At 40.8% G+C, this 26,891-nt stretch carries 27 protein-coding genes; 2 read left to right on the plus strand and 25 right to left on the minus strand.

All coding sequences use genetic code 11. The features are described from left to right. Positions 1–7: 7 nt before the first annotated feature. From uvrB to flaG, 16 genes are all read right to left on the minus strand, one after another. Positions 8–1,987 carry an excinuclease ABC subunit UvrB gene (gene uvrB, locus HWQ49_RS05945; protein ID WP_188206688.1) on the minus strand — a complete coding sequence of 660 codons (1,980 nt, stop codon included), beginning with the start codon at positions 1,985–1,987 and terminating at the stop codon, positions 8–10. A gap of 175 nt (positions 1,988–2,162) precedes the next feature. After that, complete coding sequence (locus HWQ49_RS05950; protein ID WP_188206689.1) at positions 2,163–3,380, minus strand: PDZ domain-containing protein; 1,218 nt, start codon at positions 3,378–3,380, stop codon at positions 2,163–2,165. 156 nt (positions 3,381–3,536) lie between these two features. Further along, the gene (locus HWQ49_RS05955; RefSeq protein ID WP_188206690.1) at positions 3,537–5,015 is read right to left on the minus strand and encodes a S41 family peptidase; all 1,479 of its coding nucleotides are present in this window, start codon (positions 5,013–5,015) and stop codon (positions 3,537–3,539) included. A 207-nt stretch (positions 5,016–5,222) separates the two neighbouring features. Beyond that, positions 5,223–6,575 (minus strand): murein hydrolase activator EnvC family protein, encoded by a 1,353-nt coding sequence (locus HWQ49_RS14825; protein ID WP_188206691.1) that lies wholly within the window; start codon positions 6,573–6,575, stop codon positions 5,223–5,225. A gap of 48 nt (positions 6,576–6,623) precedes the next feature. Continuing rightward, on the minus strand, positions 6,624–7,517 hold the full coding sequence (ftsX, locus tag HWQ49_RS05965; protein WP_188206692.1) for a permease-like cell division protein FtsX: 894 nt from the start codon (positions 7,515–7,517) through the stop codon (positions 6,624–6,626). Beyond that, complete coding sequence (gene ftsE / locus HWQ49_RS05970; protein ID WP_188206693.1) at positions 7,507–8,193, minus strand: cell division ATP-binding protein FtsE; 687 nt, start codon at positions 8,191–8,193, stop codon at positions 7,507–7,509. The genes ftsX and ftsE overlap by 11 nt, the downstream gene beginning before the upstream one ends. 933 nt (positions 8,194–9,126) lie before the next feature. Next, entirely contained in the window at positions 9,127–9,432 is a 306-nt protein-coding gene (locus HWQ49_RS05975; protein WP_188206694.1) for a c-type cytochrome, read from the minus strand. A 54-nt stretch (positions 9,433–9,486) separates the two neighbouring features. Beyond that, positions 9,487–10,591 (minus strand): peptide chain release factor 2 gene (gene prfB / locus HWQ49_RS05980; protein WP_188206695.1). Its coding sequence is split into 2 segments (ribosomal slippage): positions 9,487–10,518 and positions 10,520–10,591, totalling 1,104 coding nucleotides; the frame shifts between segments, so codons are not numbered across the junction. A 168-nt stretch (positions 10,592–10,759) separates the two neighbouring features. Continuing rightward, positions 10,760–13,273 (minus strand): preprotein translocase subunit SecA, encoded by a 2,514-nt coding sequence (secA, locus tag HWQ49_RS05985; protein WP_188206696.1) that lies wholly within the window; start codon positions 13,271–13,273, stop codon positions 10,760–10,762. A gap of 182 nt (positions 13,274–13,455) precedes the next feature. Beyond that, entirely contained in the window at positions 13,456–13,659 is a 204-nt protein-coding gene (locus tag HWQ49_RS05990) for a hypothetical protein (RefSeq protein WP_188206697.1), read from the minus strand. 170 nt (positions 13,660–13,829) lie between these two features. After that, entirely contained in the window at positions 13,830–14,780 is a 951-nt protein-coding gene (locus tag HWQ49_RS05995) for a hypothetical protein (RefSeq protein WP_188206698.1), read from the minus strand. 116 nt (positions 14,781–14,896) lie between these two features. Continuing rightward, positions 14,897–15,454 (minus strand): ribosome hibernation-promoting factor, HPF/YfiA family, encoded by a 558-nt coding sequence (gene hpf / locus HWQ49_RS06000; RefSeq protein ID WP_188206699.1) that lies wholly within the window; start codon positions 15,452–15,454, stop codon positions 14,897–14,899. 152 nt (positions 15,455–15,606) lie between these two features. Then, the gene (locus HWQ49_RS06005) at positions 15,607–15,957 is read right to left on the minus strand and encodes a hypothetical protein (RefSeq protein ID WP_188206700.1); all 351 of its coding nucleotides are present in this window, start codon (positions 15,955–15,957) and stop codon (positions 15,607–15,609) included. Further along, positions 15,957–16,358 (minus strand): flagellar export chaperone FliS, encoded by a 402-nt coding sequence (gene fliS, locus HWQ49_RS06010; RefSeq protein ID WP_188206701.1) that lies wholly within the window; start codon positions 16,356–16,358, stop codon positions 15,957–15,959. Before fliS ends, HWQ49_RS06005 begins: the two co-directional genes overlap by 1 nt. A gap of 27 nt (positions 16,359–16,385) precedes the next feature. After that, positions 16,386–17,951: a flagellar filament capping protein FliD gene (gene fliD, locus HWQ49_RS06015; protein ID WP_188206702.1), complete on the minus strand. Its 1,566-nt coding sequence runs from the start codon at positions 17,949–17,951 to the stop codon at positions 16,386–16,388. A gap of 21 nt (positions 17,952–17,972) precedes the next feature. Then, positions 17,973–18,350 carry a flagellar protein FlaG gene (gene flaG, locus HWQ49_RS06020; RefSeq protein ID WP_188206703.1) on the minus strand — a complete coding sequence of 126 codons (378 nt, stop codon included), beginning with the start codon at positions 18,348–18,350 and terminating at the stop codon, positions 17,973–17,975. A gap of 311 nt (positions 18,351–18,661) precedes the next feature. Between flaG and HWQ49_RS06025 the strand changes: the two genes are divergently transcribed. Then, complete coding sequence (locus tag HWQ49_RS06025; RefSeq protein WP_188206704.1) at positions 18,662–19,588, plus strand: nuclease-related domain-containing protein; 927 nt, start codon at positions 18,662–18,664, stop codon at positions 19,586–19,588. A gap of 226 nt (positions 19,589–19,814) precedes the next feature. Beyond that, positions 19,815–19,958 carry a hypothetical protein gene (locus tag HWQ49_RS06030; RefSeq protein ID WP_188206705.1) on the plus strand — a complete coding sequence of 48 codons (144 nt, stop codon included), beginning with the start codon at positions 19,815–19,817 and terminating at the stop codon, positions 19,956–19,958. Between the two features lie 61 nt (positions 19,959–20,019). Here HWQ49_RS06030 and HWQ49_RS06035 read toward each other — a convergent pair whose 3' ends face one another. The 9 genes from HWQ49_RS06035 to flgM form a co-directional block, all read right to left on the minus strand. Beyond that, positions 20,020–20,385 carry a hypothetical protein gene (locus tag HWQ49_RS06035; protein ID WP_188206706.1) on the minus strand — a complete coding sequence of 122 codons (366 nt, stop codon included), beginning with the start codon at positions 20,383–20,385 and terminating at the stop codon, positions 20,020–20,022. A 76-nt stretch (positions 20,386–20,461) separates the two neighbouring features. Then, the gene (locus HWQ49_RS06040) at positions 20,462–22,039 is read right to left on the minus strand and encodes a flagellin N-terminal helical domain-containing protein (RefSeq protein ID WP_188206707.1); all 1,578 of its coding nucleotides are present in this window, start codon (positions 22,037–22,039) and stop codon (positions 20,462–20,464) included. A 128-nt stretch (positions 22,040–22,167) separates the two neighbouring features. After that, positions 22,168–22,395: a carbon storage regulator CsrA gene (csrA, locus tag HWQ49_RS06045; RefSeq protein ID WP_188206708.1), complete on the minus strand. Its 228-nt coding sequence runs from the start codon at positions 22,393–22,395 to the stop codon at positions 22,168–22,170. Next, positions 22,367–22,828: a flagellar assembly protein FliW gene (fliW, locus tag HWQ49_RS06050; RefSeq protein ID WP_188206709.1), complete on the minus strand. Its 462-nt coding sequence runs from the start codon at positions 22,826–22,828 to the stop codon at positions 22,367–22,369. Before fliW ends, csrA begins: the two co-directional genes overlap by 29 nt. A 15-nt stretch (positions 22,829–22,843) precedes the next feature. Beyond that, complete coding sequence (locus HWQ49_RS06055) at positions 22,844–23,437, minus strand: DUF6470 family protein (protein ID WP_188206710.1); 594 nt, start codon at positions 23,435–23,437, stop codon at positions 22,844–22,846. A 63-nt stretch (positions 23,438–23,500) separates the two neighbouring features. Further along, complete coding sequence (flgL, locus tag HWQ49_RS06060) at positions 23,501–24,445, minus strand: flagellar hook-associated protein FlgL (RefSeq protein WP_188206711.1); 945 nt, start codon at positions 24,443–24,445, stop codon at positions 23,501–23,503. A gap of 10 nt (positions 24,446–24,455) precedes the next feature. Further along, positions 24,456–26,006, minus strand: coding sequence for a flagellar hook-associated protein FlgK (gene flgK / locus HWQ49_RS06065; protein WP_188206712.1), 1,551 nt, complete (start codon positions 26,004–26,006; stop codon positions 24,456–24,458). 38 nt (positions 26,007–26,044) lie between these two features. Next, positions 26,045–26,536 carry a flagellar protein FlgN gene (locus HWQ49_RS06070; protein WP_223155055.1) on the minus strand — a complete coding sequence of 164 codons (492 nt, stop codon included), beginning with the start codon at positions 26,534–26,536 and terminating at the stop codon, positions 26,045–26,047. A gap of 21 nt (positions 26,537–26,557) precedes the next feature. After that, positions 26,558–26,824, minus strand: a complete 267-nt coding sequence (gene flgM / locus HWQ49_RS06075) for a flagellar biosynthesis anti-sigma factor FlgM (protein WP_188206714.1) — start codon at positions 26,822–26,824, stop codon at positions 26,558–26,560. Positions 26,825–26,891 lie beyond the last annotated feature (67 nt).

Raw genomic sequence — 26,891 nt, forward strand, 5'->3', positions numbered from 1 at the left:
GAACCATTCATCCTTCCGCTTTCAACTCCAACATCGCATCACGTAGTTCCATCGCTTTTTCAAAGTCTAAGTCTTTAGCAGCTTGCTTCATCTCTGTTTCTAAACGATCGATTAGCTCAGCTTTCTCTTCTTTAGACAGTTTCTTATACTGCTCGATTTGATCATCCGTATCAACATCATCTGCCTCATAAGTTGCACGAATGACATCACGAATGTCCTTTTTAATCGTTGTTGGGGTAATCCCATGTTTTTCGTTATATGCCATTTGCTTCTCACGACGACGATTGGTCTCATCAATCGCGACTTTCATCGAATCGGTCATTTTATCAGCATACATAATCACTTCACCGTTTTCATTACGAGCAGCCCGGCCAATTGTTTGGATCAAGGAACGCTCAGAACGTAGGAAGCCTTCTTTATCTGCATCTAAAATGGCGACCAGTGAGACCTCTGGAATGTCTAAACCTTCTCTTAATAGATTAATCCCAACTAAGACATCATATTTTCCGAGGCGCAAATCACGGATAATTTGAATCCGATCAAGCGTTTTAATTTCAGAGTGTAGATAGGCAACTTTAATCCCCATCTCTTGTAGATAATTCGTTAAATCCTCAGACATCTTAATCGTTAACGTCGTCACTAACACACGTTCTTCTCGTTCAATCCGTTTATTAATTTCACCAATTAAGTCATCAATTTGACCCTTAATTGGGCGTACATCGACTTGCGGATCTAGCAATCCAGTTGGACGGATAATTTGCTCAGTCATCTTAGGTGAATGCTCTAGTTCATACGGACCTGGCGTCGCAGATACATATAGAGCATGATCTACATGCTGTTCAAACTCATGAAACTTAAGTGGGCGGTTATCCATAGCCGATGGTAGACGAAAACCATGATCCACTAACACTTGTTTACGAGCTTGGTCACCGTTAAACATGCCTCGAATCTGTGGAAGCGTCACGTGCGATTCATCAATAACTATTAAAGAGTTATCAGGAAAGTAATCAAGTAATGTATAGGGAGTTGATCCTGGCTCTCTAAATGCTAAATGACGCGAGTAATTCTCAATTCCTGAGCAAAAGCCCATCTCGCGCATCATTTCAAGATCATAATTGGTCCGCTGTTCCAGGCGCTGCGCTTCAAGAAGTTTACCTTCTTCATGGAATTTTTCTAATTGCTCTTCTAACTCTTTTTCGATATTCTTAATCGCCCGTTTCATCTTCTCTTCACGGGTTACGAAGTGAGAAGCTGGGAAAATAGCCACGTGATCACGATCGCCAAGAATTTCACCAGTCAAGGCATCAACTTCACGAATCCGATCAATCTCATCACCGAAAAATTCAATTCTTATACAATGCTCCTCACGAGAAGCCGGAATAATTTCGACTGAATCGCCACGCACACGGAAAGTTCCACGCTGAAAATCAATGTCATTCCGAGCATATTGAATGTCAACTAACTCTCTTAACACTTGATTGCGCTCTTTTTCCATACCAACACGTAAAGACAAAACGAGCTCCTTGTATTCTGTTGGCGAACCTAAGCCATAGATACAAGAAACACTAGCCACGATCAACACATCATTCCGTTCAAATAACGAAGACGTCGCTGAGTGCCTTAACTTATCAATTTCATCATTGATACTAGCATCCTTCTCGATATATGTATCCGTGTGTGGCACATATGCCTCTGGCTGATAATAATCATAATAGCTAACAAAATACTCAACCGCGTTATTAGGAAAGAACTCTTTAAATTCACTATAAAGCTGACCCGCTAACGTCTTGTTATGAGCAATCACAAGAGTCGGACGGTCAATTTCCTGAATGACATTCGAAACGGTAAACGTCTTCCCCGTCCCTGTTGCTCCCAGTAACGTTTGGTGTTTTTTATTTTGGTGAATTCCGTTAACCAGCTCTTTTATCGCTTTTGGCTGATCACCTTGAGGTTCAAATTTAGATTCTAGTTTAAATGAATGTTCCACAACATCATCCCCAACTAAAGTTATTCTATATTATATCTTAACACAAAAATACGAACATGTATTCTATATTGATTTTTCCTTACATTAAAAGAATATTTTTTTATTGGGCATTTTGCAAAAGAAAGGCTTTTTACAACGAAATAAAAAAATTGAAAGAAGTGGCGAGTCACTCCTTTCAATTTCCGTCTAAGCTTATGGTCTCTGATTGTAAGGTAAATCGTGGTGTTTCTTTCACAAAGATCAAGCCTAATTCGTGATCCTCACCTTCGTATAACGGACGTTGCACGAACCTGATTTCCCCATTTAGATCACGAACGTTCAGCTTACAATAGGTTCGGTTATCGCTCAATACATCATAAAACTCATACTCATTTGTCACTGGTACATCGTGAACACGTTCAATTTTTTCACCGATAATTAATCCCATATCATCAGCAGGTGACCCAGGAACAACACCGACAACCGTAATCCCGTCTACTTCAGGTGTATAAACCGGGCGTTTTTCCTGATCAAAATAGCGTGTTAATAACTGAATGAGGATACGCGCCCCAATAGCGATCACGACTAAACTTAGTGATAAGATTGGCTCACCGTAAGTAATAGTCGCTCCACCAATAAGCAAAATCGTTACCCCCAAAACATACCAAGCAACTCTTCTAGCCCCCGTATCACTATACATACCTTGGAAGCGCTGGGAAAACCCAATTATATATGGAAAAAGGACGAAGCTCATGCCACTTCCTTCGCTACCAAACATAGGCCACCAAAATAAATATTCATTTAAGGTAACCGTACCAAAAGGCAGTGGAACCAGTAATGGGATCAACATCAATCGTTTGGCATGATGAATGCCGATGTACTTCCCTCGGTCTCCTTTTTTTAATTGAGGGAACGTGTTTGACCTTTTAGTTGTATAAATTAAGACAAACTCGGCTAGTAATAAAGCCAACATTAAGTAGATCGAGCTGACCGATTCCACCTGTAATATGCTGGTGGTTACGTCCGAGTTGATCACCGTTAAATTCCAGAAATCAATTGCCCAAACAGCGATAATTGTTAAGCCGAGTGTATAAGCAGGCGATAGTAGGTAAACCTGATGGCTCGCCATCAATACAATCGTGACGGCTGACCAAAGTAATAGCCACTCCCATGTCAATATAACTCCAACGGCAACGAAAGCAACTGAGAGGATTAAGCCAAACAATAAACCCCATAACCAGGTTCCCTTCCACTCAGCATGTAGCGGGAACACTCGATGCCCGATTTGTTGGCGATCAGCTTTGATGCGTAAGTAGCCTGTCCAAAATGATAGAGCTATGGCTGCATATAATATAGGCTGCGCAAATAACCATAACAAACCAAAACCTAATTCCTGTAACCAATCTAACCACATGCTGATGCCCTCCTCGTTCCTGTTTGTCCGTATACTATTAATTTCTGCAGCCCTATGATAAATTCCTGCTAATCAAATGTGTACTTATGTAAAAAATAGATGACCCAATAAAGATTGAGCCATCTTTTCTAGCAACATTCATCGATAAATTGTAGCTTATTGGAATAAAGATTCAACGGCTGTTTGTAACTGAACATCATTCGCAGGGTCAGTTACAGCCTCTAGAATTAATTCTTCTAAACGTTCTTCAGTTGCCTCATCGACTACTCCTGTCGCATCTAATCCTTCTGCTTGCTGAAATTCTTCGACAACTTGTTGGGTGTCTTCATCAAAATAGCCATCGGTCCGGTTGATATCGTAACCTAAACCTTCTAGCATAATTTGTAACTTTTCAACTTCTGAATTATTCATATCTAATTGTAAGGGTTCTTCTGTTTGAATGAGCGTCAGATAGTAATAATCCGGTTGTTCTACTTCAATCGTAGGTTCAACCCCTACTTCCTCAATTTCATTACCTTCTGGGGTTAACCAATTGAGTACCGTTAATTTTAACATACCGTCGCCTAAAGGCATCGTTTGTTGAACCGTTCCTTTACCAAAAGTCGTTTGACCAACGATCTCATAGCCACCAACTTCTTTCATCGCTGCGGCCAAAATCTCAGACGCACTGGCACTACCTTCATTAATTAATACAGAAATCGGATAATCCTTTTCGCCACGGCCATTTAAGTAATAAGGCTCTGGTTCAATATCATGACGAGATGTCTGGACATAAGGATCATCGCCATCCATGAAATGACTTAGAACTTGCTCAACTGACGTGAATAAGCCACCTGGATTACCACGGACATCTAATACTAAACCATCAATATTTTCTTCTGATTCAAGTCGCTCTAGTTCTTCAGCAAATTCCTCAGCAGTTCCCTCTCCGAAAGAGCGAATTTCTAAAATACCAACTCGCTGGTCTTGATACTCCTGAACGTCAGCATACACCGTTGTTAACGGAATTGTATCACGTGTAATAACGACTTCAAAAGGCTCATCTTCTCCTACACGGTCAATCGTTAAAACAACATCCGTTCCTTTCTCACCACGGATTAATGAAACAGCTTCAGTTACCGTATACCCTTCCATTGATTCACCATCAACTTCAAGGATCCGGTCGTTCGGTCTTAAGCCTGCTTCTTCTGCAGGTGATTCCCCAATTGGTGCAATAATGGTAATTTGATCATCTCGTTGAGTAACCTCTGCACCAATTCCTTCAAATGAAGACTCTATTTGTGAATTAAATTCTTCCGTTGCTTCAGAATCCATATATTCACTGAAGGGGTCATCTAATGAATTAACAATACCTTCAATAGCGCCTTCATAAAGCAGTTCTTCATCGACTTCATCTCGGTAATTTTCCTGAATCATCTCCATCACTTGATTAAAGAACGCATAATCATCCGAAGGCGACAATTCCTTTCCTGATTCCTCTTGAGGTGGTTCCTCAGAGTCAGATGGATCTGTTGAATCTTCTACTTCTGGTTCATCGCTGCCACTAGCTAATGACATAGCCGTTGCCGTTACCGTTCCACCTACTAAAAAAGCTAGTAACAGTAGAACGATCAAAAGTTTCTTATTAATGTTCATTATTTTTCACCCCAGCAAGCACATTTTGTTCATCTATTAAAGCATATAATTTGATAACTTACTTTAGTCATTATTTCATATGATTATTAAATTTAGACACTAATTCTATTCATATTAAAAAATAAACATAAAAGCACCACACTCTCGTGTAATGCCTTTATGTTACTATAACATCTCTTGTCCGTAAACCGAATTAAACTTGTCTGTTTAAGGTGCACTAATATAGTTCATCGGGTTAACTGCATTTCCATAACCACCTGGGTGAATCTCAAAATGCAAGTGTGGACCTGTTGATGAACCGGTTGAACCCATTGTTCCTACTTGCTGACCTTGAGAAACCGTCTGGCCTGGATTTACCTGAACTGATTGTAGGTGGGCATAAACCGTATCAAATTGTTCGCCGTTTACAACGTGGGAAACGAAAACGGCATTACCAAATCCACCACCACATGACATATTGCCTTCTACACAGCCTGTAATCGTGTCATAAACCACGCCAGTAGCCGCTACATTAATTGCAGTCCCTCTAGAATTCGCAATATCTACACCATTATGAGGTCTTGCCGTTCCATAAATAGGGTGAACTCGATTTGGATTAAAGTGTGAAGAAATATACCCGGTCGTCGGTGTCATAAAACTTGAACTTCCTCCACTATCTGATTGAGCTGCTCGTTTAGCATCCTCTAAGACAGATTCACGTCGACTTAATAATTCCTCTTCTTCCTCTAATGAAAGTTGGATGTCTTCAATATGATCTTCTTCTTCTTCTAAACTAGCTAAAACAACATTTTGTTCTTCACGACGTTGTTCTAATGAAGCAACTAAAGAATCTAGTTCCTGTTTCTGTGTCATTAGCGTGTTGTGTTTATCTTCTAGTTCCGTTTTATTCCCTTCAACTTCTTCTTTATTACCTTCAACCTCGAGCTTTGACTGTTCAACGGTAGCTACCGTTTCTTCTAAGTACTCTTTATCATCAAAGTGATCACTAATAATACTCTGGTCCTGATCCATCAACTTACTAGCTGCACTAGCACGACTGATAAATTCCCCAAAATCCTTCGCACCTAAAACCACTTCAATATATTGAACAGAACCACCATTTCGCTGTAGTGCACGCAAACGGTTTTTCAGTAAGTCCTCACGCTGATCAATTCGTTCTTCGGTTATAACAATTTCCTCTTCTAGTTGCTCTATCTCAGATTCTAGATCAGCAATTTCTTCTTCTAAAACGTTTATTTCCTCTTCAAGTTGTTTAATCTCTGTTTCTGTAATATCGATATCTAATTCTTTTTGTTGAATCTCTAGCTCTGTTTGCTCAATCTCACCAACAATCTGGTCCAACTCAGATTTAGTCTCAGCCTGCTGAGCCTCAATTTCTGATAAGCGATCTTGCAAACTACTGAGTTCTTGGTTAACATTTTGACGTTCTCTCTCAACTTCACGCAGTTCTTCTTCAATTTCTTCTAATGTTTGCCCTTCTACTGAACCAATTTCTGAAAAGGTTAGTGTACTAGCTAATAATAGAATAAGAGTTAAGAACGATATTGCTTTTTTAGACAATTCAGTTTCTCCCCTTTATGGCATATTTTTGGCTTGATGATAGACTAGTTAGATCTTCAAGAATTTGCGTACACTCATGACGCTTCCCCAAATGCCAATTAAAGCTCCAATTCCTAGTAGAATCAGTGATAATTGCCATGCAAACGGATTCCACGGTAATAGCTCAACAAATGAGAAATTGATCTGCTCACTCAAGCTGTTATATAAGAAGTGGTAACCACCAAGGACTAAAACAACTGGTAGAAACGCACCTAAAACTCCTGTCAACATACCTTCAACAAAGAACGGCCAGCGAATAAAGCTATTTTTCGCACCAACTAAACGCATAATGCCGATCTCATCTTTTCTAGCCGTAATCGTCATTCTAATCGTGTTAGAGATTAAGAAGCTAGCTGTTAATAATAATGCCGTAATAAAGATAATCCCTATGTATCTAGCATATTTATTAAACTCTAGTAAACGATCAACCACATCACTTCGATAATTGACTTCATCGACATGATCCATTCGATCAATTCGATTAGCTACACCGGATAAATCTTCTGCCTGCTCTGTACTAATCACGTAAACATGGTTAAGTGGATTATCCTGTTCGAATAATTCGTAAGCTTCTCCCTCTTCACCTAAATCCTCAATCAACATCTCTAGCTCTTCATCTTTTGATGAAAAATAATGATCGGAAACTTGATCTATACTAGCAATTTGCTCACCTAACTCATCAATCTCGTCTTCACTTGTGTTTAAGTCTATATAAACACGAATCTCAACATCAGATTCAATATTATCTGCGATTTGATTTAGGTTTAGAATTAACATCAGGAAGGCGGCAACTAGAATTAAAGTTGTGGTGACTGCACCAACTGCAGCAATCGTCATCCACCCATTACGTATAATGTTTTTCGTTCCTTCTCTTAAATGTCTTTTGGCCGTATTAATCTTCATATCCGTATTCCCCTCGATGTTCATCTCTTACTATTTGGCCTTTTTCCATGGCAATAACACGCTTACGAATGGTATTAACAATTTCTTTACTGTGAGTCGCCATCACAAGGGTTGTCCCACTGGCATTGACCTCATCAAAGATTTTCATAATCTCCCACGACGTATCAGGGTCCAAGTTACCCGTTGGCTCATCGGCAATAATCAATTTAGGGTTATTAACAATCGCACGCGCAATTGCCACTCTTTGCTGTTCACCACCAGATAGCTGAGCTGGAACAAAGCGAGCCTTGTGCTTAAGCCCCACACGATCAAGTACATCCATCACCTTACGACGAATCTTCCTTGGATTTTCTTCAATAACCTCTAACGCAAATGCCACATTTTCATAAGCAGTAAGTTTCGGCAAAAGTTTGAAATCCTGGAAAATAACCCCGATATCTCGACGTAAATAAGGAACATTTCGTTCTTTGATATTACCGACATCTACCTTATTCACATAGACTTTTCCTTTGGTCGGCACCTCTTCACGGTACATCATCTTAATAAACGACGTTTTCCCGGCACCACTAGGACCAACAACGTAAACAAACTCACCTTGATCTATGTTAAGGTCCACGCCATCGAGCGCTGTGACCCCGTTATCGTAAACTTTATAAACACTTTTCATCTCTATCATAGAATCCACCTTTACCTCTTGCTGAGCCGCAACCTATTTGTCATTGCTGGATCGGTTTTTATGACACAAACTGGCACAAACTATCAAAATATTATATTAATTAGTTGTATTCTAACACAATCGGCTAATTCTTGTCCTATTAACCTAGTAGACTTTTTCAAATTTATATGTATTATAACATTTTTCTACAATTTTTAGCGTCATTTTTATATTACATTTTCATTTCAATTCATAGATAGAAAGGATTAGAAAGGGGGGGGATGATTCGATCGACTGTTGGGAGGGCTCGTCCAACCGTCGTGGTGGATCGTCCGACTGTCGAGGTGGCTTGTCCGACTGTCGAGGGGCTTGTCCGACCGTGAGTGGGCTCTGTCCGACTGTCGAGGTGGCTTGTCCGACTGTGAGTGGGCTCGGTCCGACTGTGAGTGGCCTCTGTCCGACTGTGAGTGGCCTCTGTCCGACTGTGAGTGGCCTCTGTCCGACTGTCGCGGTGCCCCGTCCGATCGTGAGTGGGCTCGGTCCGACTGTCGCGGTGCCCCGTCCGACTGTGAACGACCTCTGTCCGGCTGTCGCGGTGCCGCATCCGACTGTGAGTGGGCTCGGTCCGACTGTGAGTGGGCTCTGTCCGACTGTCGCGGTGCCTCGTCCGATCGTGAGTGGGCTCTGTCCGACTGTCGCGGTGCCCCGTCCGACTGTGAGTGGGCTCTGTCCGACTGTCCCGGTGCCTCGTCCGATCGTGAGTGGGCTCTGTCCGACTGTCGCGGTGCCGCATCCGACTGTGAACGACCTCGGTCCGACTGTCCCGGTGCCTCGTCCGATCGTGAGTGGGCTCTGTCCGACTGTCGCGGTGCCGCATCCGACTGTGATCGCTTTTAATCAAAATAAAAAAGCTTTGGAATGAATTCCAAAGCCCTCTAATCTGGATAAGTTTAATTATTGTGAAGTTACGAAGTCTGCAATGTCGCTTGCTTCATCTTCAGAAACGTCTACTGGTGCCATTCCACCGTAACCTTCTAAGATAATGGAAACAACTTCGTCATGATCGAAGTCATCGCCTGCATTTTCTAAGGATGGACCTGCTCCACCAGATAGGTCACCGCCGTGACAAGCTGCGCAGTTTTGCTGGTATAGGTCTTCACCTGCGGCTGTTTCAGAGGCGTCTCCATCATCACCGCCACCACCACAAGCAGCAAGTATGAGTACAAAGCCAAACAGTACTGCAAATAATGTTTTCTTCATTTGTTGACCTCCTAAATCTTGTTTATATTATATGTTTTCCTAAACGTTCAAAAATTATCCTTTAACTTTTGAACGTAAATAGGCGTCAATAAATAGATCGAGCTCGCCATCCATTACTGCTTGGGTATTTCCATTTTCGACGTTTGTGCGATGGTCTTTAACCATGTTGTACGGGTGGAAAACGTAAGACCTAATTTGGCTTCCCCAGCCAATTTCTTTTTGTTCACCACGGATGTCATCAAGTTCCTGTTGTTGTCGTTCAATCTCAAGTTGATAAAGTTTAGATTTCAACATTTTCATGGCTTGTTCTCTATTTTTTATCTGAGAGCGTTCGGACTGACAGGTAACGATCGTGTTAGTTGGTAAATGTGTGATCCGAACGGCAGAATCAGTCGTGTTAACGTGTTGTCCACCTGCACCACTTGCTCGGTAAGTATCAATTTTTAAATCTTCTGTGCGAATATCAATTTCAATATCGTCATTGAATTCAGGCATGACATCTAGTGACGCAAAAGAAGTATGGCGTCTGCCTGAGGAATCAAATGGCGAAATACGCACAAGGCGGTGAACTCCTTTTTCTGCTTTTAAGTAGCCATAGGCATTATGACCTTGAATCAGCAGCGTTACGCTCTTAACACCCGCTTCATCACCTGGCAAATAATCCAGTGTTTCCACTTTAAACCCTTTTCGTTCGGCATAACGCGTGTACATTCTTAGAAGCATAGCTGCCCAATCCTGTGACTCAGTTCCGCCAGCTCCTGGGTGAATTTCGATAATCGCATTATTTTGATCATAGGGTTCACTTAAAAGCATGTTTAATTCAAATTGGTTAAATTCGTCTTTAACCGATTGTAATTGCTCTTGCAGTTCTTCAAAAAGCTCTTGATCATTCTCTTCTTTAACTAATTCATATGAAACCTCAAGATTATCAAGGTTTTCTTCGTTTTTCTTAAAAGCGTTAACGATATTTTTCAAGCGATTCGTTTCATTAATTACTTTTTGAGCTTGCTCTTGATCGTTCCAAAAATCGGGTTGAGTCATCTCGTGTTCAAGCTCATCAATTCGGGCTTGGTCATCTTCTAAGTCAAAGAGACCCCCTAAAGTTTTCTAGTTTTTCTTGTAATTGATCTAATTCATTTCGAATCGTTGCTAAATCCATAACTAATTACCCACCTCAACTAATATCATTATAACCATATTATACCACCGAGAATGATTGAAAAAACGAACATTTAGTTACAATTTCCATATTCTTTGTTATTCCCGGTGATCACAAGTTAAAACCTTCTCCACTCATAAAGAATGAAGAAGGTTTATGTTACTCTTATTAATCTTGACCATGACAGTGTTTATACTTCTTACCACTACCACAAGGACATGGCTCATTACGTCCAACCTCTTTTTTCTTAACATACGGCTGAGGCTTCTTCTTCTCTTGTGGTCGACCACCAGCAACAGCTTTAGTACCAGTAGCGACTTGAACCCGTTGTAAGTTCTCACGGATTTGAGCTTTCATCGCGTATTTAGAAACTTCTTGTTCGACAGACGCGATCATATCTTCAAACATGCTGAAGCCTTCCATTTGATACTCTTGTAGTGGATCGGTTTGACCATAAGCACGCAGGTGAATACCTTGACGCAACTGATCCATCTGGTCAATGTGATCCATCCATTTTGAGTCAACTGTGCGCAGTAAAATAACCTTTTCAAACTCACGCATTTGTTCTTCTGTTAACTCTTGTTCACGCTGATCATATTTCTTCTTCACGATCTCCATGACCTGCTCGATCATTTCATCTGACTCTTTACCTTTTAGGTCATCTGCTGTTAACTCATCTTGCTCCAAAATATTCGCATGTAAGAACGACGTTAAGCCTTCTAAATCCCAGTTCTCTTCATCCTCATCTTCTGTATATACTTCGACATTACGCTGAACGGTTGATTCAATCATGCCTTCAATAATGTCGCGTAAATTATCAGAGACAAGCACTTGGTTACGTTGTTCATAAATAATATCACGCTGCTGACGTAACACATCGTCATAGGCTAGGATTTGTTTACGCGCATCAAAGTTATTACCTTCAACACGTTTTTGAGCGGACTCAACTGCACGAGAAACCATTTTACTTTCAATCGGCTGATCATCAGCTAAACCGAAGCGATCCATCATCGAATGCATACGCTCAGAACCGAAGCGACGCATCAATTCATCTTCCATTGATAGATAAAATTGAGATACACCTGGGTCCCCTTGACGACCTGAACGCCCACGCAACTGGTTATCAATCCTGCGTGATTCGTGACGCTCCGTACCAATAACAGCAAGGCCTCCAAGGTCAGTAACCCCATCGCCTAGTTTAATATCAGTACCACGACCGGCCATGTTCGTCGCAATCGTTACGGCACCTTTTTGACCCGCTTGTAAAATGATTTCTGCTTCACTAAAGTGGTTCTTCGCGTTTAAAACATTGTGCTTAACGCCAGCTTTTTTAAGAAGATTAGAAATCACTTCTGACGTTTCAACGGCAACCGTACCAACTAAAACAGGCTGTCCTTTTTGATAGCGTGATTTAATATCCTCAACCATCGCTTTATATTTACCTTCAGTGGATTTGTAAATTAAATCCGGACGGTCATCACGGATAATCGGCTTGTTCGTAGGAATTTGAATGACGTTCATATTATAAATATTACGGAATTCCTCTTCTTCCGTTTTCGCTGTACCTGTCATACCAGCAAGCTTATTGTACATACGGAAGAAGTTTTGGAACGTAATGGTTGCTAGCGTCATACTTTCCTTTTGAATTTGTAAGCCTTCCTTAGCTTCAATAGCCTGGTGTAGACCATCACTATAACGACGACCTTTCATTAGACGTCCCGTAAATTGGTCAACGATGACAACCTCACCATCTTCAACCACATAATCGGTATCACGTTGCATGACCACATGGGCTTTTAACGCTTGATTAATATGGTGCGTTAACGACACATTGTTAAGATCATATAAGTTTTCGATATTAAAGAATTTCTCCGCTTTCGTAATTCCACTTTCAGTTAACTGGACATTACGAGATTTCTCATCATATGTGTAGTCCTCTTCACTATTTAAGGTCGCAACAAAAGAATCTGCTTGCACATAATTAGTTTGGGACTTTTTCTGAGAACCAGAAATAATTAATGGTGTACGAGCTTCGTCAATTAAAATCGAGTCAACTTCGTCCACGATCGCAAAGTTGAGCGATCTTTGAACCATTTTTTCTTTATATAACACCATATTGTCACGTAAGTAATCAAAGCCAAACTCATTGTTCGTACCATACGTGATATCACAAGCGTATGCTTCACGCTTTTCATCTTTAGTTAGGTCATTTTTATTTAAACCAACCGTTAAACCTAACCATTGGTAAAGCTCGCCCATCTCATTAGCATCACGGTCTGCTAAATAATCGTTAACCGTAATAATATGAACGCCTTCACCAGATAGCGCATTTAAGTAAGCAGGCATCGTTGAAGCGAGCGTCTTACCTTCACCCGTTTTCATCTCAGCAATATCGCCATTGTGCAAGGCAATTGCGCCAAGAAGCTGAACGTAGTAAGGTCGCATGCCTAATACACGCTTAGCCGACTCACGAACAACGGCAAACGCCTCAACTAATAAATCATCAAGTGTCTCTCCCTCTTGATAACGCTTCTTAAATTCTTCTGTCTTCGCTTGTAACCCCGAGTCTGATAGCTTTTGAATATCAGGCTCAAGTGCTTCTATTTGATCTGCTATTTTACGATTTTTTTTCAATTGCTTTTCTGTTCCATCCCCAAAAACTTTAGTCAATAATTGCCTCATTGCTTTTGCACCTCATATCCTCTTGTTTACAACAATCCAACTATAATGATAACACTATCAAAACACTGATGACAACTAACTAAGACATAGAAACGTTAGACACATATTGACGATTGGTGAAAAAAAAGACCAGCTTCCATATGGTTAACAGAGAGCTGGTAAAATACAAGATCAAGAGGAGGCTATTCAATTCGACATGAGGGAGTGTCAGGAAAGGAATAAGTTAAATTAGGTTCGGAGGTTACTTCAGGAAAACGGTTCTCAAGCATGGACACACGTTTATTCGTTGCGGCAATAATCCGCATTAATTGGGAAATCAACTTGCTTTGTTGATTTAACTGCTGTTCTAAACCCGTACAGTGAAAACATTGATTACGATCGTTCAACTCGTATTCCCCCTTCATGATCTTGTTATATTAGTTATATCACGGGTTTGAACCTAGTGGTAGCCCCCTTCATTTGAGGCAGTTTTGTGGTATTAGCATTAAGTTGGCTAGTTTTGTTAGGTGTGCAATTTTCGGGGAGATAATTTGGTTTTGGCACGGGGAAAATTTTTTTAAAAAATTTTTGTATGGGGTTTGCGTGGGGGGGTTTTGAGTTGTTTTAAGCCTTGTGGTGAGCGGTTTTGAGTGATTGATTGCTGGAGGAGCTTGTTTGGGAAGAGAGACGGGCTCTCTTTGACCAGTTTCCTGCTGGATGCGCCTGCTCTGGGAAGAGAGACCGGCTTTCTTTGACCAGTTCCCTGCTGGATTGGCTTGCTTCGGGAAGAGAGACCGGCTTTCTTTGACCAGTTTCCTGCTGGATGGGCCTGCTCCGGGAAGAGAGACCGGCTTTCTTTGACCAGTTCCCTGCTTGATTGGCTTGCTCCGGGAAGAGAGACCGGCTCTCTTTGACCAGTTTCCTGCTGGATGGGCTTGCTCCGGGAAGAGAGACCGGCTTTCTTTGACCAGTTTCCTGCTGGATGGGCTTGCTCCGGGAAGAGAGACGGGCTCTCTTTGACCAGTTTCCTGCTGGATGGGCTTGCTTCGGGAAGAGAGACCGCCTTTCTTAGACCAGTTTCCTGCTGGATGCGTCTGCTCTGGGAAGAGAGACCGGCTCTCTTTGACCAGTTTCCTGATGGATGCGCCTGCTCCGGGAAGAGAGACCGGATCTCTTTGACCAGTTTCCTGATGGAGGGGCTTGCTCCGGGAAGAGAGACCGGCTCTCTTTGACCAGTTTCTTGCTGGATGGGCTTGCTCCGGGAAGAGAGACCGGCTCTCTTTGACCAGTTTCTTGCTGGATGGGCTTGCTCCGGGAAGAGAGACCGGCTCTCTTTGACCAGTTTCTTGCTGGATGGGCTTGCTCCGGGAAGAGAGACCGGCTTTCTTTGACCAGTTTCCTGCTGGATTGGCCTGCTCCGGGAAGAGAGACCGGCTTTCTTTGACCAGTTTCCTGTTGTGATCTCTTGCCCGTCAATTAGACCGCTTTTAATTGAGGCTTTTGCATCAGGAGTGGCCTTTTCTGTCAATTAGATCCTCCTTCTCTTACCAGCTCCGAGACTTCCACAAGCATAAAATCACCACCAAGAAGCCAAAATGAAACCCAGTAGCAAAGTCAATCACTACTGGGTCGCTTTTTCAGCGTTTATGCATTTGGTTCAATCAGTCCATATTTTCCGTCTTTACGTTTGTAAACGACGTTTGTGTCACCCGTATCTGAATTCTCAAATACGTAGAATGTATGACCGAGCATGTCCATTTGGAGGACTGCTTCTTCTTCGTCCATCGGCTTTAGATCAAATTGCTTTTTCTTGACGATGTCAATGGTATCATCCTCGGCCTCTGCTTGGCCATTTAGGGCTTCCTTTTCCATCTCTGCAAAAACATATTTGGCTGCACCTTGTTGACGGAATTTACGATTTATCTTGGTCTTATATTTACGAATCTGTCTTTCTAATTTATCTAAGACTAAATCAATGGCTGCATATAAATCGGTATGACCTTCTTCTGCACGTAGCAATAAGTCTGTCATCGGTATGGTTACCTCAATTTTTTGTTCATCGTTGTGAACACTTAAGTTGACGTGAACCTCTGATGTTGGAGGCGTATCAAAATAACGCTCCAGTTTCCCAATTTTCTTTTCAACATACTCTCGGATCGCATCTGTAACTTCGATGTTTTCCCCTCTGACGTTGTAGATCATATGCAAGTCCTCCTTTATAAGTACTATGTAACTATATTCAACAATACCCGGAAAAATCCCTTCTTAAACCTATAAAAATAAAGTAATTTTCTGTCGACTCTAAAAAATTAAAAAAGGCAAACTCCTTAAGCCTAGAGAGCATGCCTTTTGCACTAATTTTTCTTATCAATAAAACTTCCATCTTTGCCATAAAGATTTTGATAAGGATTGATATATTTTTTGTTTGATGCTTGTTTTTTCTTAAATGAAGCAAAGTCCTGTTGAAAACTCTTCAAATAATGATCGACGAGCTGGCGTAAGTTTTGATCCATTTTAATTAGTTCTTGTCCTAAATGCTTCTCGTCATCACTATAAGGGCCTTCGATTTTTTTAAGTAACTGGTCTCGTTTAGAAACAAAGTCCTCAAATGCGTTAATCAATTCCTCACGCTTCTTCTGTTCCGGTTGTTCAAATAACTCGATCATTTGTTGGGTGAGCGTGTATAACGCTTTAAGTTCGGTCATTACGCTTTGGCCCCCGATTTTTGACTTTGTTGTCGGTTTAATTTAATGACTTCTTTCCACGTATCACGCAATTCTTCAACCATGCCTTGTGCTTCATCAAGCATTGCTGTATCGTTTTTTAAATTGGCTTCGCGTAAACGATAATTAATATAATCATAAAGTGGCATTAATTGATTAGAAATTTCAATCTCTGGATTCAACGTCACCATTAATTCGCTAATGATGTTTTGTGCTTTTTGGAGATTTGTATTTTTCGCTTCAATATCCTTCTTTTCCATCGCACGTTTGGACAGCTTAATAAACTTCACACATCCATTATAAAGTTGAAGCGTTAACTCAGCAGGAGATGCGGTTGAAATTGAATTCTGCTGATATGCTTGATACGGTTGGCCATATGCCATCATTCATACACTCCTTTAACCCTAATACTAACCCATTTGACCTAATTGTTGTTGCATTTGTTGAGACTGGTTATTCATTTCCTGAACGGCTTGTTCCATTCGGTTAAATTGATCCCAGTAACGTTGCTCAGTCTGTTGCATGCGACGCTCAAAATTCTGCATACGATCAGACATACTTAAAAGCTCGCGTCCCATCGTATATTGATGTTCTGTACGCAGCTCATTACCCGCACGATCCGTAATACGATCCATCATATTACTAACGGAATCCTCTACACGGTTAACAACTCCACGTGTTTCGTCGTCTTCATTACGCGAAAACAATCTAAATACCGCTTCAGAATCATCCTGCAAAGCACTACGTAACTGATCCTCATCAACTTCTAGCTTACCACCATCACGCCAGTTGGATGAAGTCGTAATTCCTACATCAAGTACCGACTGATAATCCTCATTGACTTCATTTTCCACCGAAGAATACCAAGCTGTACGCATGCTAGATAAACCACTTTGAATAATGTTATCACTTCTTAATAAACCACTATTGGAACGCTCTTCCCATAGTTCAATTTCACTCTCTGACATCTCTTGTCGTTGAGCTTCAGTTAATGGAGGATAATCACGGTGGCGCTCTTCAGTTGTTTTCTCATTTAGAAACTCAATCATTTCATTATATTTATCTACGAATTCAGTGATTTTTTCAACTGCGCCATCCACGTCATTTTTCACAGAAATAGAGGCAGGGCTTTCAGTTGTATCATTAAATTCAAATGTAACTCCATTTGCCTCATACTCGTTATCTCTAGACGTCATCTCAATCCCATTATAAGAAAACTCTGCATCAGTTCCTCCGATCTCTCGCTTTTCCCAACCATTATCGCCTTGGACACCATTTTTAATTTGCAAGGTATTAGTTAGGAAGGCAGAATCGGTTTCACCATTAAATCCAATTTCAGCACCTAAGTACTCATCAGTGTTATTATAGCTTCCGGTACGCGTTGTCTCTAAAAACACTTGCTTCATGTTTTCATCATAAAATCCACGGACTCTTCCACCAGATTCATCAGAGATCTTATCTAACACATCATTTAATGAATCAGTGGATGGATCGAATTCAACCTTGTGTTCTTCTTCACTTCCATCTTCGTTAAATGTGGAAAAAACAAATGAGTCTCCTTCAATCGGATTATTGAAATTCAGATCTTCCAACACATCATCTGGATCAAAATCCTCGTCATCAGTGATCGCACCTACACTGTGATTCAAAGCTGTGCTTGCTAATTCGTCCACATCAATTTTGTAGTTACCCTCATCCGCATCACTAGATACACTCGCTGATACCGCATCAGGCTGTGACGAATTTGCCTCACTTTGTTGATAAGTCGTAGACATCCGCATATCCAAAAACATGTTATCAAATTCGGAAAGCTTCGTATTAACCTCTCTGTAGGCATCGCGTTGTAAAGTTAACCAATTTTGATCCTGCTCCATCTTTTGTAGTGGCTGACGCTCAGCTTCCATTAAGTCTCCAACGATTTGTTCGACATCCATACCAGAAGCAAAACCAGTCATACGCATTTGATTTGAAATCATTTCTAGTCACCACCTCGTTCGTTAAATTCTTTCATCCACAATAAAGCCCATAAACTCTGCCATTGCCGCATAAACATCTAGCAATCTCTCAGGTGGAATCTCTTTAACTATCTCATCAGATTCCGTATCAACAATCGAAATATAGTAACGATCCAACTTGTCATGAAGCTCATAACGAATCGCCGTATCAGCAGGCTCTAGGAATTCATTCAGCCCATCTACTAACTCCCCAGCTCGCTCTTTAGACAACTCAATATTTTCATACTTCTTATGACCCTCAGCCTCTTGGTTCATTGCCTGCAATTTCGGTTTCGCCTTCACTTGCTCAGATGACTGTTCCCCCGCTGTACCCGACCTCTGCAGGAGTTGAGAGTTTGATAATACACGATCGATATTCATCAATAAACAACTCCTTCCCCATATCTATTTATTATATCGGTTACGAGTAGGAAAAGTTTATATTTAATAGTAGATTTAGATTAGTTTGTTGATATCATGTGTTCGAGTGTCGATAAGTTAGGTATGAGTGTCGATAACTTGAGTGGGAGTGTCGTTATTGTTTGTGAGAGTCTCGTTATTTACGGTAAAGTGTCGATAATATGTGTCTAACTGTCGATATACTGGTAGAAAGCTAGTTTTTATATTAACCGAACATTGATTCGCATGATTAACTTCGCTATAATAAAGGAGATATTAATGGAGGAGTTCTATTGAATCTAATACTACCACTTCAAAAGTCCCCCGAGCTTAACTCATGCGAAGCAATTTCCACACGTTTACTCCCTAGCTGTCCTGATTACGCTTATTGGCAAAGTTATTACCAGCAATTGTTATCAGGTTATATCGGTGAGAAATCACTAGATTATTATCTAAGGATTGCAGAGCTCGACAATACGGTTGTTCTTCAAGGATTTCGCACTACCCATGACAATGAAACTTTCCAAATCGATCTATTAATCTTAAGTGAAGGTTTTATCCTCCTTATAGAAAGTAAAAATCATAAAGGAAGAATTCAACTTCCAGCGCACTCTGATCAAATGATTCGAGGAAATGAAGTCTTCTCACACCCACTCATCCAAGCCAATATCCAAAAGAAACACCTCCAGAAACTCCTAACTGCCTACAACTTCCCAAATGCCCCCATCCACACAGCCGCTGTATTCACCAATAAAAAATGCATTCTAGAAAAAAGTGAAAACAACCCAGATATCATCGTTAGTCAAAAAATCCCCGACCGAATTGATGAAATCAAAACACTCTATCCTCATCCCATTTATACCAAAGAAGAACTTCATCAAATTGGATACACACTCAGAAAACTGCACACACCCAAAACATTAACCCAAGCTATACCAACTCCATTTATTGAACCAGGCGTCACTTGTATCAATTGTGCACAAAGGGCCATGACATGGAAAAACCGAACCTGGATTTGCCCCAAATGCCAACACAAAGACAAAAAAGCACACATTCCTACCTTACGCGAATACGCCCACATATACGGACCCACCATCACCAATCGAAAAGCCTCCCACTTCCTAAACATCAGCCAACCACACATCACCAAACACCTCTTAAAAACATCAGGATTCAAAGCAACCGGAGAAAAACGGGGAAGAAAATATATGATTAAATAGGTGAGTGACGTTAACTGTAATGGAAGTGACGTTAAATTTAAGCGAGTGTCGATAAGCTAGGAGGGAGTGTCGTTATTATTCGGTGAATATTGATAATTTAGGGATAAGTGTCGTTAACTTGGGTAAAAGTGTCGTTATTAACTAATGGTATAGTCAATGTTTTGACTATACCACTTCTTAAATATGTAAGTTAGTCTATAATTACTTAAAAAAAGGAGGTGTGTCTATGATTAAAGATATAATAGGAGTGGTTATCTTTGAACCTATTAAGAATTTAAGTATCATGATATTTGCGTTTGTCATATCACTGTTTTTAGTAGGAACTGCTTTGTATTTCTTTTTAAATCAAGATGTTTCAAGGTTCTTCTAGCTTTTGATATGTATTGAGTTTTTGGAGAGTCATAAATAAGGCTCTCAAAAGCTCAATAAAACTAATGCTTTTTACTACCTTCGTAAACTTCATCCAATTCCTCATGCCACTCCTTAACTTTTGGTATGAGTGTGAATTGTAGAATTTGCTGCACACTACCTTTATCGTTTGTTTCGTAAGCTTTAACTACCTTATCAAAGCTGTCCTGTATGTTTTGTGACTTTTCATTAATTTTAGATACGTCTATTTCTTTCTTGTTAATTAGTGATTTACTCACTGATAGATGAGCTCTCACAACATCTTCAAATAAGTACATTGTCTCTTCAAATTTACCATCGTTCAGTAAAGCCTGAATATGTTCTAAACCTTGTAACATAGTTTGTGATAAGTCTATAGATTGCTTTAATATTTGAGTCTGTTGATCCATTTAATCACACCTTTTGAAAGTTATGTAATAAAAAGACCCCGACCAGAGCCAGGGTCCTTGATTGAATAGTATAAAATTATCCTAGTAATTGTAATACTGATTGTGGCTGTTGGTTAGCTTGAGCTAACATTGATTGAGATGCTTGAGAAAGAATGTTCGCACGGGTCATTTCCATCATCTCAGAAGCCATGTCAGCGTCACGGATACGAGACTCCGCAGCTGATAAGTTTTCAGAAGCGTTGTCTAAGTTAGAGATTGTGTGCTCTAAACGGTTTTGGAACGCACCTAACTCAGAACGCTGAGCTGAAACCGACTCAATTGCGTCGTTGATTGATGTGATTGCGTTATCAGCAGCAGATTGAGTAGAAATATCAATACCACCTTCACCTTTTATTTCAATAGACTGGTCATTTTTAAGCTCTTCAGTGGTCATTAGTGTTTCCGCACCATCTTTTACAACATCTCCACTATCATGGTCTTTACTGAAATCAATATCCTCAGGTGAAATATACTCACCATCACTATCCACACCAGAGACAGAGTCATCCAATTCAATTGCCGCTACTTCTCCATCTTCGTTCAATAACACGTTATTAACATGGGTATTGTCTAGATTACCTGTTACATCAAAATTATCATCTATATACTTATCGAAACTATCGGAATCCGTTATAGCTTTATTTGTATACTCTCCTGTTTCAAGACCACTTGTCTCAACAGTAGCTGTAGCTGATATATCGCCTGAATTCACGGCAGAATCAATATCTCCACTTCCATCAAACTCTAGACCCTCAACTGTTACAGTGCCAGATTGAACAGATTCATTAAATTCAATTGTATTACCACCATTATCTGATTGTCCATAGTCTGACGATCCACCAGCCCATTCTCCGTCTTCTACGTTAGAAACAGCTTCATCAAAGAATGTGTACTCTTGTCCTTCTTTATCAGCTGCTGCAACGAAATCACCGTCTTCATTCTGTAATGCAAAGCGCACATCCTGACCATCAACACGTTGAGTTTCATCAAATTCTACAACAGTGAGTTCATTATCGCCTGAACTTAACACTTTATCTGTAATATCTCCGGTATCTGCAAGTCCATCATTAGCTTCTATTGTGAATTGTGCATCTCCACTTCCATCACCAGTAACACCTAACTCATCAGCACTCATATCGCCAATAGAGATTTCCATGTTTTGGCCTTCATTTGCACCGATTTGGAAAGTACCTTCAAACTCACCGTTTAATAGGCTTTGCGTGTTGAATTCAGTTGTTTCAGCGATACGGTCTAGTTCTTGAGAAAGCTGGTCAACTTCTTTTTGTAGCTCTTCACGGTCTACTTCAACGTTTGTGTCGTTGGCAGACTGTGTAGCTAGTTCACGCATACGTTGTAGGATGTTGTGTGATTCGTCTAATGCACCCTCAGCTGTTTGAATTAGTGAGATCCCGTCTTGTGAGTTACGGCTTGCTTGGTCTAAACCGTTGATTTGTGCACGCATTTTTTCGGAGATTGCAAGACCTGCAGCATCGTCTCCAGCTTTGTTAATGCGTAGACCTGAAGATAGTTTTTCCATTGCGGATTGTTGTTCACCTTGGTTGATTCCCATTTGACGATAAGTATTCATCGCTGGGATATTATTGTTAATAATCATGTTAAAATTCCTCCTTGAATTTTGGTTGTTTCGCCACGTCCTTGTGGCTTAATTGGTTAACAGTCTTTGTCGGCCGACGTTGGACTGATTTCCTTACATTGTTTATATCGACAATTGTCTCGGTTGTTTTAGTCTTTTTGTGTATTTTTTAATAGATTTATTGAATTTTTTGGTAGTTGGCTGGCGACTTGGTTTTCATTCATGATTTCTTCATAGATTTCCTTGCGGTGGATGTCGACGTTTCGGGGAGCGTCGATGCCTAGTTTGATTTGGTCACCGTCTATGGATAGGATTTTTAGTTCGATGTCATCACCAATTTTGATCGATTCACCGGGTTTTCGTGTGAGTACTAGCATCTTCCTGCTCCCCTCCTTTAATTGAGTGTTTCGTATGGTATTTTGTATGGTTTAATGACACTTGTTTAGCTTGTCTGTTTTGCGTGTTAATGACGACAGGTGCCTGCAAGTTAATCGTTGACTGTTCAAATGGTTCTTTTAAAGTCACAATCGACCAAGCAGAGACGTGCTCTGGCTTTTTAACTGATAGCTGATCAACCGTATTATCATCTAGCTTGAACTCGTAGTCCGGGTATACTAGAAATGGATTGGTTATAACAAAAGCAAGCTCTTTCGTTTTAGTTGATTGCATGACTTTAAATGCTGGATTTCCTTCTAAATCTAGTAAGGCAAATTCTTTTTCATCCTGAAAGCCAGGTAGTCCATTTTCAAAGTTAATCAATTGCTTTTCATTGATTTCAATGTCACCGAAATAAACGGTTGTAATCTTCATTCATAAAAACTCCTTTTATACGTGTATATCAAAGTTTTGTGCGCGCCAGGTGGCCATGTCAACGTCCATTTCAAAATCGGGGTGTTGTTCCATATAAACGTCGACATTTCCAGGTTGATAGTTCATGACTGGTTTATTAGGGGTCGCTTCAATGATTGGATCATTTTTTTGCACGTTCACATCAACATCGCCTGGGTCATATTCGATATCGACGGCAAAATAGGATGACGGGATCCACCCCATCGTAAAGCCTCGGTATTCATTCGGCATATTCCGTTTAGCGATTCTCTCAACTGCCCCGTCTCCGTGTTCGATCCGAGCCATCTCATTACCTTCACGTGCCCGACGCGCGACTCCTTCTAGCGCAGTTTGTTTTCCTTCATCCGCATTTTCTTTAGTTGATTCTAATGGTCCGCTAATTCCCATATCACGCCATGCCTGCGATTGATCAATCGATAATTTAGGAGGGGTCCGATTGATTTCTATGTCTGCTTCTGGTTGAGAAATCTGTAAATCAGCTTCACGCTGGGTAATTTGTTGTTCAGCATCGTGTGTTTGGATCCCAATACGTCCTTGTTGGATATGATATTGAATCGGTGGGAGCTGCATCGTTCATCCCTCACTTCATTTCATATGTAGAAAAAGCTATCTGCTCAAACAGATAGCTTTAGCTTATCGTAAAAAGTCCATTAATGTCGGTTGAATAATACGTGAACCTGCCCCTAATGTCGCACGGTGGACATTTTCTTGTAGCTGTAGGTTCATGATCACTTCTTCCATATGGGCATCTTCATTATCGGACATCAATTGTGACGTGGTGACTTCTTGTTGTGACAAGCGCGATTCGATTAAGTCAGCACGATTCATGCGTGCTCCTAAGTCCGCACGTTCATTCACTAAACTTTGTAAGTGGTCGTCCATACGATCTAGGTATTCACCAAAGACTTCTACTTCTTCATCCTCAGGAATGCCGTCATTGCGAAGTGAGTCAACAACTCCATCTAGGTCGTCAAATAATTCTGCTGAGAAAGCATTTTCCGGGTTAATATTGGCTTTTAATTCAACGCCATCGGACACTTCGATCATCACATCTTCATTGTTCAAGACGTCTTCATTACCGTCATATGCAACCCATTCGCCTTCATCGTTTAGCACTTGTACTTCACCTTCGTTATCTACATCGAAGCGTTTTTCCGTTGTATTGGTTCCATTAAAAATGTACTTGTTATTAACTTTGGTGTTCGATAGCTCAATTAAATGATTCTTAATCTCTTCTACTTCACTCGCCATATTTTCGCGTTGATTTTCTTCATAGGTACCGTTTTTCGCCTGAATCATCAATTCACGAACACGGTTCAAACCTTGACCAGCCTCATTCATCGCCTCATCAGAAGAATCCATCCAGCTTCTAACTTCTGACATGTTCCGTTCAAACTGCTTGACCTTGGACAGTTCAGAGCGATAGTCGACCCCTTTCATCGCGACGACTGGGTCATCTGATGGTCGGTTAATCTTCTTACCGGTCGATAACTGCTCCATATACTTGTCCATGTTGGAATAGTTTTGGCGTAGATTATTGATCATATTATTATTCATCATACCTTGTGTTACGCGCATTACGATTCACCTACCTTCCGACGACTCCCATTTGATTAATAACACGGTCTAACATCTCATCGACTACTGTCATGTTACGTGCAGCAGCGTTATAAGCGTGTTGGAATTTAATCATGTTCGACATTTCTTCATCTAAAGAAACACCACTAACCGATTCACGGTTTTCGTCTACTGATTCACGAAGGTCGGCGGTATTACTAGCCATGCGATTCGCTTCCTGAGCTCGAACACCTAGTTCACCAACCATGCCTTCATAAAACTTTTGAATCGATTGTCCATTATCCAACTCTGTATCTCTCACGTCTGATAGAGCTAATGCATTTCCACCATCACCAGGATCACCTGTTGAACTAGCAGCAATGTTATTTTCATCATTTTTGATTTCATCAGAAACACTAATAAGTGCTGCAGCCTGTTCAGCGTCATCCAGCTGATCAAAAAAGCGATAATCATCCGCTTGGTCGCCATGTAGATTATACCCTTGTTGGTGTTGCTCATTAAATGCCGTTGAAAACTCATAAGCTAATTCATTTAAGTTATCGATCATCTCAACATAATCACCTTTAAATTCAGTGCCATCTCGTTGATCAACATAACCATTAGCATCAATCAATCCTTGTAGCTTCCCAGGTGAAGTAAACTCCTCAACATTCATGGACTCTACATTTTCAAGCTCACCGTCAGCATTTATATCACCTAGTCCAATGCCGTTGACAATTTGGCTATTCTCATCATGGTCGAACTGAACTTCTAACCCACGCATGTCGTTATCTTCATTAATCAATTCACCACCGTCAATCGGGTTGCCGTTGTCATCGATTAATCTGATCACTGCTTTACCTTCTGCAATATCCTTTGAGTTACCTCCACTTGGAACGTGGCTCACTTCGATATTGACAAATTCAGACAGTTCATCGATTAACACATCGCGTTGGTCATAGAGGTCATTCGGTAAATGGCCATTCGGTTCAATTCGTTCGATTTGATCGTTGATTTGGTGGATTTGATTGATCAGTGTATTTACTTCACCGGAGTTCGTATCCATTTCGTTTTTCAATTCACCTTGGACGTCTGTTAATTTTTCATGCTGATAGTGGAATGTGTCGGTTAATGCTTCAGCACGCTGTTGCATGACGCGACGTGCCCCACCATCTTCAGGATTGGTTGCGACATCTTGAATTGATTCCCAAAATTGATCAAACGTATTGGCTAAACCTGAGTCACTTGGCTCATTCATAATGTCTTCCATCCGGCGTAAGGAATCTGACCTTGAGTCCCAATAACCAGCTTTATTATTTTCTGCGCGGTATTGAAAGTCTAAAAACTGCTCTCGTACTCGCTCGACCTCACCAGCTTTAACACCTGTTCCGAGTTGACCTGGAATTTCAGGGGCATTACGTGCTGGTGCCGGGTATGGACTGGTTTGTTCAAAGTTGACCCGTTGTCTTGAGTACCCTTCCGTATTGGCATTAGCTATATTATGTCCAGTAGTATGTAAGGCGGACTGTTGAGTAAACAGTGACCGTCTTGCTACTTCTAATCCATGAAATGTTGAAGTCATTTACATCTTACTCCCCTCAAAATTCGCTATTACAGATGCTACGCTTTCGAATCAAACACCGACTGCCCTGAGCGCTTCGAGTCTTGGGCTTTGGGCTTTTGATAGTTAAGGTCTTTTTGATGATTCGGTCTTAACATGTCTAACGTTAATTCAACAAACTGAAGTGACTGCTGGGTTAAATCGCGATTAAGTTGTTCTTGCTGTTTAAGGTCCGCTAAAACGAACACTAGCTTTTCAAATAAATCTTCAAGCTCTCGTTTTTGTTCTTGGTCGTCCACTTGTTCGATTAACGACGTCATTGTCTGCTCCTCTATGTGAGGGGCATTCAACTCGAACCAAGCTTTGGTCTCTTGTTCACGCTTGGCTTCGATTTGCTCAATCGCTTGGACATGCTTTCGTTCTTTCATCAACAAGTCATTGAACGCTTCAATGTCATTTGCTTTTAACCGTTCTGTTTTGTCTTTAGAAAGCGTTAATAGACTGTCATTTAATTGATAGATTTTCTCTAGTTTTTCAATAATAGAGTTCATAGACAAAGGATGTTCCTCCTTTTAGGCACGGTGGTCAAAAAATGCTTTTAGCTTCTCAGCTGTTTTCTTCGCATCTACTTCATATTCACCGTTTTGCACTTGTTGTTTAATCTCGTTGACGTGTTCTTGTCGTGCTTTAACAAGGCTATTACCTTGCTGCATTTCTTTTGCTTTAGCCGAAATTTCAACTTGATCCGCTTGGTTAGACTTTTGCTTCACGCTCGGTTGGTTCTGTAATTGTTTTTGATATGGGTTTACCTTAGCCCCATTAATTGGATTAATGTTCATCCTGTTTCACCCTTTCATTGCACGAACCATTCTTCTTTTTATTATATCGGTTCATACGGAAAGAAGT

It is taken from the genome of Alkalibacillus aidingensis, assembly GCF_014595945.1.
GTDB lineage: Bacteria > Bacillota > Bacilli > Bacillales > Alkalibacillaceae > Alkalibacillus > Alkalibacillus aidingensis.

Bases quoted from the DNA above. Each gene is read 5' to 3' on its own strand.
- HWQ49_RS05950 (WP_188206689.1), bottom strand. From the start codon at position 3,380: ATGTGGTTAGATTGGTTACAGGAATTAGGTTTTGGTTTGTTATGGTTA.
- HWQ49_RS05955 (WP_188206690.1), bottom strand. From the start codon at position 5,015: ATGAACATTAATAAGAAACTTTTGATCGTTCTACTGTTACTAGCTTTT.
- ftsX (WP_188206692.1), bottom strand. From the start codon at position 7,517: ATGAAGATTAATACGGCCAAAAGACATTTAAGAGAAGGAACGAAAAAC.
- ftsE (WP_188206693.1), bottom strand. From the start codon at position 8,193: ATGATAGAGATGAAAAGTGTTTATAAAGTTTACGATAACGGGGTCACA.
- HWQ49_RS05975 (WP_188206694.1), bottom strand. From the start codon at position 9,432: ATGAAGAAAACATTATTTGCAGTACTGTTTGGCTTTGTACTCATACTT.
- secA (WP_188206696.1), bottom strand. From the start codon at position 13,273: ATGAGGCAATTATTGACTAAAGTTTTTGGGGATGGAACAGAAAAGCAA.
- hpf (WP_188206699.1), bottom strand. From the start codon at position 15,454: ATGATCTACAACGTCAGAGGGGAAAACATCGAAGTTACAGATGCGATC.
- HWQ49_RS06005 (WP_188206700.1), bottom strand. From the start codon at position 15,957: ATGACCGAACTTAAAGCGTTATACACGCTCACCCAACAAATGATCGAG.
- fliS (WP_188206701.1), bottom strand. From the start codon at position 16,358: ATGGCATATGGCCAACCGTATCAAGCATATCAGCAGAATTCAATTTCA.
- fliD (WP_188206702.1), bottom strand. From the start codon at position 17,951: ATGATTTCAAATCAAATGCGTATGACTGGTTTTGCTTCTGGTATGGAT.
- flaG (WP_188206703.1), bottom strand. From the start codon at position 18,350: ATGAATATCGATCGTGTATTATCAAACTCTCAACTCCTGCAGAGGTCG.
- HWQ49_RS06030 (WP_188206705.1), top strand. From the start codon at position 19,815: ATGATTAAAGATATAATAGGAGTGGTTATCTTTGAACCTATTAAGAAT.
- HWQ49_RS06035 (WP_188206706.1), bottom strand. From the start codon at position 20,385: ATGGATCAACAGACTCAAATATTAAAGCAATCTATAGACTTATCACAA.
- HWQ49_RS06040 (WP_188206707.1), bottom strand. From the start codon at position 22,039: ATGATTATTAACAATAATATCCCAGCGATGAATACTTATCGTCAAATG.
- csrA (WP_188206708.1), bottom strand. From the start codon at position 22,395: ATGCTAGTACTCACACGAAAACCCGGTGAATCGATCAAAATTGGTGAT.
- fliW (WP_188206709.1), bottom strand. From the start codon at position 22,828: ATGAAGATTACAACCGTTTATTTCGGTGACATTGAAATCAATGAAAAG.
- HWQ49_RS06055 (WP_188206710.1), bottom strand. From the start codon at position 23,437: ATGCAGCTCCCACCGATTCAATATCATATCCAACAAGGACGTATTGGG.
- flgL (WP_188206711.1), bottom strand. From the start codon at position 24,445: ATGCGCGTAACACAAGGTATGATGAATAATAATATGATCAATAATCTA.
- flgK (WP_188206712.1), bottom strand. From the start codon at position 26,006: ATGACTTCAACATTTCATGGATTAGAAGTAGCAAGACGGTCACTGTTT.
- HWQ49_RS06070 (WP_223155055.1), bottom strand. From the start codon at position 26,536: ATGAACTCTATTATTGAAAAACTAGAGAAAATCTATCAATTAAATGAC.
- flgM (WP_188206714.1), bottom strand. From the start codon at position 26,824: ATGAACATTAATCCAATTAATGGGGCTAAGGTAAACCCATATCAAAAA.